This window comes from Cerasibacillus terrae (genome assembly GCF_008039555.1).
Classification (GTDB): Bacteria; Bacillota; Bacilli; order Bacillales; family Amphibacillaceae; genus Cerasibacillus; species Cerasibacillus terrae.
Genome location: NZ_VDUW01000001.1, coordinates 315,352 through 326,933, shown reverse-complemented (window position 1 = coordinate 326,933; position 11,582 = coordinate 315,352). Strand labels below are relative to the sequence as shown.

At 34.7% G+C, this 11,582-nt stretch carries 10 protein-coding genes; all 10 read right to left on the bottom strand.

From position 1 onward, the window contains the following. Nucleotides 1-82 precede the first annotated feature (82 nt). The gene (locus tag FHP05_RS01620; protein WP_147665441.1) at nt 83-1,036 is read right to left on the bottom strand and encodes an ABC transporter permease; all 954 of its coding nucleotides are present in this window, start codon (nt 1,034-1,036) and stop codon (nt 83-85) included. Beyond that, entirely contained in the window at nt 1,033-2,085 is a 1,053-nt protein-coding gene (locus FHP05_RS01615) for an ABC transporter permease (protein WP_147665439.1), read from the bottom strand. The genes FHP05_RS01620 and FHP05_RS01615 overlap by 4 nt, the downstream gene beginning before the upstream one ends. Beyond that, a complete protein-coding gene (locus tag FHP05_RS01610; RefSeq protein WP_147665437.1) occupies nt 2,085-3,614 on the bottom strand; it encodes an ABC transporter ATP-binding protein in 1,530 nt (509 codons plus the stop codon). Before FHP05_RS01610 ends, FHP05_RS01615 begins: the two co-directional genes overlap by 1 nt. Nucleotides 3,615-3,765: 151 nt before the next feature. Next, entirely contained in the window at nt 3,766-4,866 is a 1,101-nt protein-coding gene (locus tag FHP05_RS01605) for a BMP family lipoprotein (RefSeq protein ID WP_147665435.1), read from the bottom strand. Nucleotides 4,867-4,950: 84 nt separating this feature from the next. Then, entirely contained in the window at nt 4,951-5,679 is a 729-nt protein-coding gene (locus FHP05_RS01600; RefSeq protein WP_147665433.1) for a GntR family transcriptional regulator, read from the bottom strand. Nucleotides 5,680-5,915: 236 nt separating this feature from the next. Beyond that, nucleotides 5,916-8,195 carry an FtsK/SpoIIIE family DNA translocase gene (locus tag FHP05_RS01595; protein ID WP_147665432.1) on the bottom strand — a complete coding sequence of 760 codons (2,280 nt, stop codon included), beginning with the start codon at nt 8,193-8,195 and terminating at the stop codon, nt 5,916-5,918. 199 nt (nt 8,196-8,394) lie between these two features. Continuing rightward, nucleotides 8,395-8,607: a YlzJ-like family protein gene (locus FHP05_RS01590; RefSeq protein WP_191126197.1), complete on the bottom strand. Its 213-nt coding sequence runs from the start codon at nt 8,605-8,607 to the stop codon at nt 8,395-8,397. Further along, entirely contained in the window at nt 8,604-9,338 is a 735-nt protein-coding gene (locus FHP05_RS01585) for a ClpP family protease (protein WP_147665430.1), read from the bottom strand. Before FHP05_RS01585 ends, FHP05_RS01590 begins: the two co-directional genes overlap by 4 nt. 123 nt (nt 9,339-9,461) lie before the next feature. After that, on the bottom strand, nt 9,462-10,322 hold the full coding sequence (gene dapA / locus FHP05_RS01580) for a 4-hydroxy-tetrahydrodipicolinate synthase (RefSeq protein WP_147665429.1): 861 nt from the start codon (nt 10,320-10,322) through the stop codon (nt 9,462-9,464). Between the two features lie 24 nt (nt 10,323-10,346). After that, nucleotides 10,347-11,555, bottom strand: coding sequence for an aspartate kinase (gene dapG / locus FHP05_RS01575; RefSeq protein WP_147665427.1), 1,209 nt, complete (start codon nt 11,553-11,555; stop codon nt 10,347-10,349). Between the last annotated feature and the right edge of the window lie 27 nt (nt 11,556-11,582).

Here is an 11,582-nt window from a genome sequence, read left to right as displayed (position 1 = left end):
GTTTAATCTTTCTTTCATTTCTTAAACAAATATTTAAGAAAATCGACTTTATTTAAAGTCGATTTTCCTAATTTTAGTATATTTATCTTGTTCCTTTAATATACGGAACACCATTTGCTTTTGGTGCATCCGCTCTACCAATAAATCCGGCAAGCGCTAAAATCGTTAATACATATGGTGCAATTAGTAAAAATATGTCAGGAACACTCGCTAGAAACGGAACACTTGAACTAACAACACTCAAACTTTGTGCCAATCCAAAGAAAAGTGCAGCACCTAGTGCACCTAGTGGATGCCATTTACCAAAAATAACTGCCGCAAGCGATATGAACCCTTGTCCAACAATAGTAGAATGGGAAAAATTAGATGCAATAGTAAGTGCAAAAACCGATCCACCAAGTCCACCTAATGCTCCAGAAATAATAACGGCAATATAACGCATTTTATATACGTTAATTCCATTTGTATCTGCTGCCATTGGATGCTCCCCGACAGAACGAAGTCTTAATCCAAAAGGTGTCTTATAAAGAATGTACCAAGCAATAACAGCAAATAAAATAGCAATATAAGAAGTTGTATAAACCCCTTTAAAAAACATCGGTCCAATAATAGGAATATCTGACAAAAAAGGAATATCATTTGAGAAAAATGGCTGTGATACCATTTCAGTTTGTCCTTTTCCATACCACTGCTTTGTTAAATATACACCTAGACCTAAGGCTAGAAAGTTAATTGCAACACCACTTACGACCTGGTCGGCACGAAATGATACAGAGGCAACCGCATGTATAATTGAAAAAATTGCACCGACGAATGTTGCAACGATGATTGATATCCATGGAGTCCATCCTCCGAGGGCATCAGCAAAAGTTAAATTAAATACAATTCCAACAAAAGCCCCCATAACCATTAAGCCTTCTAAACCAATATTAACCACACCAGAGCGTTCACTAAAAACTCCTCCAAGTGCCGTAAAAATTAATGGTGCAGAAAAGAATAATGCCGTTGGGATAATCGATTGCAATACATCAATCATTTACTTTTCCCCCCTTTAAAACGAAGTAATGCCCATCTAATAATGTAGCTAGAAGCAACGAAGAATATAATGATTGCAATAATTACATCAACAAGTTCAGTTGGGATTCCGGCACCTGTCGGCATTTCCCCAGCACCCTCTTTTAATGTACCAAATAAAAACGCGGCTATCACGACACCTAGAGGGGTGTTTGCACCTAATAGTGCAACAGCGATTCCATCAAAACCGATATTAGAAAATCCAGACATCACGGAAATATTCCCATATGTACCTAAACCTTCCATCGCACCAGCTAAACCACCTAGTGCCCCAGAAATAACCATTGCTAAAATAATATTTTTACTAACATTCATTCCAGCATATTTTGATGCATGTGGATTAAATCCAACTGCTTTCAATTCATATCCAATTGTTGTTCGATCAATCAAGAACCAAATAATAATTGCTATAAATAAAGCAAGTAAAATACCATAATGAAGACGGGAAAAAAATGTAATACTACCTAACCATTCAGAAGCCATTGATGCAGATTCATGAATGGATTCTGTTGTTGTTTTATGATCTGTCAATACATTCCGAATGATTTCATTTGTGGAGTATAAAGCAATATAATTCATCATAATAGTAACAATAACTTCGTGAACACCTAATTTTGCTTTTAATAATCCAGGAATAAAACCCCATAATGCACCAGCAAGAGCAGCAGCTAGGATTGCTAATGGTAAATGAATAACCATCGGTGCTTCAACAGAAATTCCAACCCATACAGCAGCTAACCAACCAACAATTACTTGACCTTCTGCTCCAATGTTAAATAAGTTTGCTCGAAAGGCAAAAGCAACAGCTAAACCTGATAAAATATATGGTGTACTTCGTCTAATTGTCTCACCAATTGTGTAGGCATCTCCAAATGCTCCTCTCCACAGTGCGGCATAACCAGTAATAGGATTATAACCAGACAAGAGCATAATAACAGCACCAGCAATTAAACCAAGTAAGACAGATATGATTGGAATTAAAACAGAAAATAATCTATGAGAAGACGACATTAATTTTCACCTGCCTTTTTTGTACTACTTCCTGCCATTAACAGACCTAATTCTTGCTCATTTGTTTCCTCAGGCTTTAAATCAGCAACAATTCTCCCATCAAACATGACAGCAATTCGATCACTCACATCCATTATTTCTTCTAATTCGAATGATACAAGTAAAACAGCTCTACCTTTATCACGTTCTTCAATCAATTTTTGATGTATAAATTCGATCGCTCCCACATCTAATCCCCTAGTTGGTTGAGCAGCAATTAATAAATCTGGTGACCGATCAACTTCTCGACCAATAATCGCCTTCTGTTGATTCCCACCCGAAAGTGCTCGTGCTTTCGTATGAATACTTGGTGTTCTTACATCAAATTGGGTAATCATATTTTTAGCATATCGATAAATTTCTTTTAAATTTAGGATACCTGCTTTGGAATAAGGTTTTTTATAATATGTTTGTAATACCATGTTTTCTCCAATAGTATAATCCAATACAAGTCCAAATTTATGGCGATCCTGTGGAATGTGTCCAACACCACTTTCCGTAATTTTACGTGGATTTTTATTTGTAATATCTTTATTATTTAATAAAATTGTTCCAGAATGTGTTTTTGTAAGACCTGTAATCGCCTCGATTAATTCTGTTTGACCATTACCATCTATTCCCGCTATTCCAACAATTTCCCCTGCGCGAAGATTTAATTCCAAACCTTTAATCATATCGATTTTTCTTTTATCTCTTACATATAAATCCTTAATTTCTAAAACAGTCTCTTTAGGGGTTGCTGGGTGTTTATCAACTTTAAAATTAATTTCACGGCCTACCATTAGAGAAGCAAGTTCATTAGCGTTTGTATCAGCTACATTTCGTGTTCCAATACCTTTACCACGCCTTATAATGGTACATTTGTCAGCGACTTGCATAATTTCTTTTAGTTTATGCGTGATTAAAATAATTGATTTTCCTTCTTTTACTAAAGAACGCATAATTTCCATTAATTCATTAATTTCTTGAGGCGTTAATACAGCAGTAGGTTCATCAAATATTAAGACTTCCGCTCCCCTGTATAGTGTTTTTAATATTTCTACACGTTGTTGCATACCTACAGAAATATCTCTTATTTTCGCAGTTGGGTCAACCTTTAGTCCATAACGGTCAGATAGTTCACGAATCTCTTTTTCTGCTTTTTTTAAATCAATTCGACCTGTTATTGTCTTTGGTTCTTTTCCTAGAATGATATTTTGGGTTACAGTAAATGGTTCCACTAACATAAAATGTTGATGAACCATACCTATTCCTAAATCATTCGCAACATTAGGATCTGGAATCTTTACCTCTTTCCCACGAATACGGATTTTTCCTTTTTCAGGTTGATAAAGACCAAATAACACATTCATTAATGTTGATTTTCCTGCTCCGTTTTCACCTAATAATGCATGAATTTCGCCTTTTTGAAGTTGTAGTGTAATATTATCATTTGCAACAATTCCGGGAAATTCTTTACGTATATTTAACATCTCAATAATATATTCCATGATTTAATCACCCCTTTTATGGCAATTACATTTTACTAGTGTTTTAAAATCACCAGACAAAATAAATAAATGGTTGCATAAATTTATTTATTTTGTCTAATGACTTATTAGGAAGTGGAAAAGGTTGACCAATCAACCTTTTCCTCATATATTATAGTGCCTCTAAAAATTTTTCGGTTTCTTCACGTGTTTTTGGAACTTCAATGTCTCCACTGAGAATTTTCTCTTTCCAATCCTCAACAGCATCAATAATATCTTGTGTCATCGCATCTTCATTTGTTGTTGCAACATTGATGGCATCTTCTTCTAGACCGTATTCTAATACTTCACCACCATGGTGTTCGCCATTCATTGCTTTGTTTGACAAGTCATGTACAGCAACATCCACACGTTTAACCATAGAAGTTAATGTAACATTATGGTCTCCAATTTGACCTTCTTCATGTTGGTCACGGTCTACCCCGATCACCCAAATATCACGATCTGGATCATTTTTCTTTAAGTCTTTCGCTTCGTTAAAGACACCATTTCCAGTTCCACCAGAAGCATGATATATAACGTCTATATCGTTGTTATACATGTTAGATGCAATGACTTTTCCTTTATCTGCTGCTCCAAATGATTCAGCATACTGCACGTCTACTTCAATGTCTGGATTAACAGATTTAACACCAGCAATAAAACCGGATTCAAATTTACTAATAAGTGGTGAGTCCACTCCACCAACAAATCCCACTTTGTTTGTTTTTGTTTTCATTGCTGCAGCAACACCAACTAAAAATGATCCTTGATGTTCTTTGAAGTTAATGCTTGCAACATTATCTTGTTCCACAACATCATCTACTATTGCAAAATGTGTGTCTGGATATTGTTTTGCAACTTTGTTAAGGTCCTCTTTTAATTCAAAACCAATTGCAAAAATCATATTATATTCATCACGAATTAATCGTGTCAGGTTTGGCATATAGTCTGCCTTATCATTGGATTGGGCATAGTCAAAGCCTTTCTTCTCTTCAATTCCATGTTCTTCTCCCCAAGCCTTCAATCCTTCCCAAGCTGATTGGTTAAAAGATTTATCATCTACTCCACCGATATCTGTTACCATCGCAACTTTAAAATCTGTAGTGGTTTCTTCTTCGCCTTTATCTGCATCTTTCGTTTCTTCCTCTTTATCAGCACCGCCACCACACGCTGCTAACACCATTCCTACACTAAGTAAAAGAGCAAGTAAAAGTGTCCAATTTTTTCTCATCTTAATACCCTCCTTTTATTATTAAACATCACGAAAAAACAAATTAACTTTTCCTTTAACCACCTCCTTTAACTATATAATTTGTTATACTCTTTTCCGTAATACATGAAAACTAAACATATCTGAACGAAAATAATTTTGTGAATATAATACAGGCCTATCATCTGATGTATAGTGCATTTGTTTTAAAAGAAGGACTGCTTGGTCTGGTTCACAATTTAATATATTATAAATTCTTCGGTGGAAACTAATTGGCTCAATATACGTTACAGCATAATCAATATGAATATTAGTATACTTTTCCAATAATGTAAATAAAGACTCTTCTTTTGAAATATGCTCGATTGGTATGATGTCTTCTGGAAGCTGATCAATACAAAAAACTACTGGTTCTGTATCTGCTGTACGAACTCGTTCCATTCTCACCATTGAATCGTTATGTATATCTGAAAAATACTCTTCCTTTAATTTTTCAGGTGTATGAATAATATCCGCCTTTAAGTATAGAGTACCTGCCTTTTTTCCACTTTGTTCAATCATATCTGTGACACTACTCAGTTGCTCTATCCCTGAAGAGAAGATTGGTTTCGTGTTTATAAATGTACCTACCCCGTGGCGTCGAATGATAACGTTTTCTTCTTCTAAAGTCCGAAGTGCTTCCCGTAATGTCGCTCGTGAAACTCCTAATTGTTTTGATAATTGATATTCTGATGGAAGCTTGTCTTTTTGCTTATATTTTCCTTTTTCTATATCTTTTTTTATTTTATCGATGACTTGTAAATAGAGATGACGTGAATCAGATCGAATTCCCATCGTAATCCTCCCTTATAACAAATATCTCTCAAGAAGTCAGACATCTGACATATGACAATTATATAGTTCAAATATACCATTCTAAAACACATAAATAAACACATAAATAATAGTTTCACTATTTTTTCAATTATTATATATCTTTTTTTCTTATCCTAACTCATTTCCAAATTCTAAACCAAGAGAAAAAGACAGCATGCTTTTAAAAACATACATGCTATCCATAAATATCTAGATTATTTATTTGCAGCCATTTCTTCTTCATCATTTGAAATCAGGACTGTTCTTGGTTTACTTCCTTCATAAGGCCCAACTACACCACGCTCTTCCATAGCATCAATCAGTCGAGCTGCACGATTATATCCAATTCGGAATCGTCTTTGTAACATAGAAATACTAGCACTTTGCATATCTATTATTAATGAAACAGCATCATTGTATAATTCATCGTCTACTTCTTCAAGTTCTTCATCTGAATCCTCAGGTATCATATCCTCCTGGTATGTAGCTTTTTGTTGCTCAATACAATGATCCACCACTCGCTTTACTTCATCATCGGAAAGAAATGCCCCTTGCACTCGTACAGGTTTCGAATTTCCTACAGGCATAAACAACATATCTCCACGTCCTAATAATTTCTCTGCTCCACCAGAGTCTAAAATAGTACGTGAATCTGTTGCAGAAGAAACACTAAACGCAATTCTAGAAGGAATATTCGCTTTAATAACACCAGTAATAACATCTACAGATGGGCGTTGTGTAGCTATGATTAGATGAATTCCTGCAGCACGAGCCATTTGAGCTAACCTTGTAATAGATGCTTCTACATCACTTGATGCAACCATCATTAAGTCAGCTAACTCATCAACTAAAACAACAATATACGGTAAAGTTGGACTTGGCTCATCTACAACATGATTTGTTTCGCGAATATAATCATTATATCCTTCAATATTACGTGTTTCTGTTTCAGAAAATAATTCATACCTTCTTTCCATTTCCTCTACAACCTTTTTCAATGCGCGGGATGCTTTCTTCGGATCTGTTACAACAGGTGCAATCAGATGTGGAATTCCATTGTAAACATTCAATTCAACTTTTTTGGGGTCAATCATCATCATTTTCACTTCATGTGGTTTTGTACGCATTAATATGGATGTAATAATACCATTTACACAGACACTCTTACCACTTCCCGTTGCTCCAGCGATTAATAAGTGTGGCATTTTATTTAGCTCTGTAATAACAGGATCACCAGATATATCACGACCTAATGCAATTAATAATTTCTTCTTATGGTTATTAGGAAGGCTTTCTAAAACTTCTCTTAGCGAAACCATTGCTACTTCTTTATTTGGCACTTCTATTCCTACCGCCGATTTCCCAGGAATAGGTGCTTCAATTCTTAAATCTTTAGCTGCTAGTGCAAGAGCAAGATCATCATGTAAATTAACAATCTTACTAACTTTAACACCTGAACCTGGATAAATTTCATATTTTGTAACAGCTGGTCCAACATGTACTTTTGTTACTTTCGCACGAACACCGAAACTATGAAAAGTTTGCTCTAGTGTTTTTACAGTTGCTTGAATTTTTGACTTTTCATATTGTTGTGGATTATGTTCTGGCTCTGCTAATAGAGTCATTGACGGTAAAATATATTCATAGTTTTCTGTTTCCGTCATTGGTAAAGATTGTTTAATCAGATCATCTTGTGGTTGTTCGTTTACGTCCTCATCAACATTTTCTTGTTTCTTTATTTCTTCCTGCTCATTTTTCGCATAAACAATATCTGTAAAATCCTGAATCACTGGTTCAGGATGTTCTTCTATGTTCTCCTCAGGCATATCTGGAATAAGATGTTTGTCTACCTTTTTTTCTTCCTTCTTCACATTATAGATTGTCCATTTTTCTTTTGAATAGTGAATAAACCGGCTAATTCTTTCATAAATCTTTTTCGCTAAGTCACCTACTGATATTTCCGTTAGAAAGATGATACCTACAACCATAGCAAATAGAGCGACTATTTTTGTACCGAAAGAAGAAAATAGATAATAACAAAATGCAAGCAGTATTGCACCTACCATTCCACCACCGACCTGCATAGCAGTACCATTTCCATTTATGTAAGAAAAAAAGAGATTCCAAGTTGTTTTTATGATAGATGAATCTGCATTGAGAGCTTCTAACTGCTCTAATGTATATGTATGTGTTAAAAGTAGTAATCCAGCAAACAAAATATAAAATCCAATCATTTTTTTGTGAAAAAAATCTGGGTATTTCCGTTTAATAAGTATAACAATTCCTGTTATAAGCAGAAATAGCGAAGCCACAAAAAACCAAATACCTAAAAAGAAACGAAATATATAATCTAATCCTCCTGGAATTAAACCATCACTAATAGCATTAGCACCACTTCCAAAAATGGCCAAAAATATAAATAACAATCCCAATAGTTCAAATTTAACTTTCTGCTTTAATTTCCTTTTCTTTTTCTTTTTCTTTTTTTTGGCCATTTTATCACCTCCAACCTCCTAAAGTATATACATGGGAATTAAGCCTATACAATTCGCGAATCAAATAGGTTAACCCTTGTCATTATAAAGACAAGGGCATCTACATGTACACTGTAATTAGTATAACATATTTTTTCCATTTAATAGACTAGCATTTTCTTGAAAAATGATTGGAACATTAACTTAAAATGCATTCGTATTACTTATTTGGGATGGAAGTCCCTGGGACGTAATTTTGATCCATAAAATCATTTGGATCTGTTGAAAGTAGTTGCAATAATTGGTAAGATCCATTTTCCTGTTCTTCTACATACATTTGCTTTCCTTGAAATGTTACACAATGACGTTTGGAATGTGCCTCATTTTCAGTTGGAAAAATATCCACTTCAGATAATGGCGTATATATAATCACTGAATAACCTCCTGTTCGGGTTCTTTATTGTCTCCAATCAACTCATTAACCTTTTCCATTGCGTTTTTCACACCACCGACTTCATTAATAAGTCCTTGTTCTACTGCATCTTCTCCAACAACATTTGTTCCAATATCTCTTGTTAAGTTACCTTTTGCAAACATCAATTCTTTAAAATGATCCTCTTTAATGTTTGAATGATCAACAACAAATTTAATAACTCGGTCTTGCATTTTATCTAAGTACTCAAATGTCTGAGGAACACCAATAACTAGACCAGTTAGTCGAATTGGATGTATGGTCATTGTAGCAGTAGGAACAATAAAACTATAATCCGCAGCCGTAGCAATAGGAACACCAATAGAATGTCCACCACCTAAAACAATTGAAACAGTTGGTTTAGACATAGATGCAATCATTTCAGCTAATGCTAATCCTGCTTCTACATCACCACCAACTGTGTTTAATAAAATGATTAAACCTTCAATTTTGGGATTTTGTTCAATGGCAATAAGTTGTGGTAATACATGTTCATATTTTGTTGTTTTATTTTGAGGAGGTAATTGGACGTGTCCTTCCACTTGGCCAATAATCGATAAAACATGAATATTCGAATCAGGTGCTTGTGGAACATTCGTTTGACCTAGTTGTTGTATTTTTTCTACTATAGCAGAAGCATTATTTCCACCTTGTTTCGTTTGCTTTTTTTGTTTTTCTGTTTCCTTATCCATTACAAATCACTCCTTTTATATATGGTCATAGTATGTTCGAAATGAGTATATTCATACTATACGAAAATAGGTTTGCTTGAAAAAAACACAAAAAAATACCGGCTATTGCCGGTATTTTTCATTTTATATCAATTGTTTGATGTACTTCTCTTCTTCCTCTGTTAAATCTACTAGTGGCAAACGAACACTTCCACAATCCATTCCACTCAAACGTAATGCAACTTTTAAAGGAGTTGGTGATGGAGCGCTAAATAGTCCATTCATCACTGGTAATAGCTCTCTATGAATGGCAGCAGCTTTCTTTACATCTCCATCTGTAAAGGCAGTGACCATGGATTGCATTTCTTTACCAATAATATGTGAAGATACGGATACAACTCCGTTCGCACCTATGGACATCATTGGCAATGTCAAAGCATCATCACCTGAATAAACGGAAAATGAATCATTTGTTTTTTCAATAATTTTAGCTACTTGGTCTAAGTCGCCCGATGCCTCTTTTACAGAAACAATGTTAGGAATATCACTTAGCTGAATGATTGTATCTGCATCCATTTTTACACTTGAACGTCCTGGTATATTATATAGCATAACAGGTAATGTTGTCACTTTAGCAATCGCAGTAAAATGTTGATACATTCCACGCTGATTTGGTTTATTATAATACGGAACAACAAGCATGATTCCATCTACACCTATTTTTTCTGCTTCTTTTGTTAAAGTGATCGAATTCGCTGTGTCGTTACTTCCCGTACCAGCAAACACTGGTACTCGTTTATCAACTACTTTTACTACATGTTCAAATAATTTTACTTTTTCTTCAAACGTTAAGGTAGGTGATTCACCAGTTGTACCTGATACAACAAGGCCATCTGTTCCATTCTCTAATAAATATTCAATTAATCGTGTTGTTTGATCGTAATCAATTGCCTTATTTTCATCAAATGGAGTGACCATCGCAGTTAAAACTCTACCGAAATCCATGTTTCTAACACCTTCCCCATATTATTACTTTGCACCATTTATTTTATTCAATTTAAATTCATTATGAAGCGCATTAACTGCCTTTTTTAAATCCTTTTCATCAACTAAGACCCAAATTGTTGTATGACTATCTGCTGATTGCAGTATTTGTATACCTTCATCTGTTAATGCTTGAACAATTCTTGAAGCAACACCAGGAACACCTGTCATTCCAGCTCCAACAGCAGAGACTTTCGCGCAATTTTTGTGTAGTGATGGCTGAAAACCTAGCGTATTTAATATATCAATTGCTTTTTCTGTTGAAGAATCTGGTACAGTATAAATTATCCCAGTTGGTGATATATTAATAAAATCAATGGATATACCAGCATCTGCCATCGCTTTAAATACATCAGATTGGCGCGTATAGCCTTCTTCCATCTCTACTTTAATTTGGGTAATAGATGAAATATGAGCAATTCCAGTGATTATACGATCTGTTATATCTGTAGAAGATGTAACAAGTGTACCACCATCATCGGCATAGGTAGACCGGACACGTATCGGAATTTTTGCTTGCATAGCAATTTCCACTGCACGTGGATGAATGACTTTAGCTCCTTGATAAGCTAAATTACATATTTCTGTATATGTTACAGTATCTAACGGGCATGCTGATTCAACAACTTTTGGATCTGCTGTCATAACACCATTTACATCCGTAAATATTTCAATTTGTTCCGCTTCTAGAGCAGCACCTAAAGATGCGGCAGTAGTATCACTTCCACCACGACCAATGGTTGTTATTTCACCTGTTTCTGTTTGCCCTTGGAAACCAGCAACAACAATCACATCATGGTGTTTAAATTCTTGTTCAATTCGCTCTGGATTAATTTGTTTAATCTTAGCTTCTGTAAAATCATCAGTTGTAATAAAGCCGGCTTGAGCACCAGTTAGAGCAATTGAATTGATATGATTTTTTTGAAGTTCGTTTGATAAAACAATAGAAGAAATAACTTCCCCACATGCCATTAATAAATCAAGTTCACGTTTCGAATTATGATTTGCTGGATATTGTACAAGTTCTAATAAAGAATCTGTTGCATATGGGTCTGGCCTTCTACCAAGAGCTGAGACAACAACTATTAATTTATAATTTTGCATAAGAGCATGCTTAATTTGTTTTAAAACATGTTTTCTGCTTTGTTCGTTTTGTACAGAAGTACCACCAAACTTTTGGACTAATATTTGCATAATAAAATTTCACACCTCAATGATTGG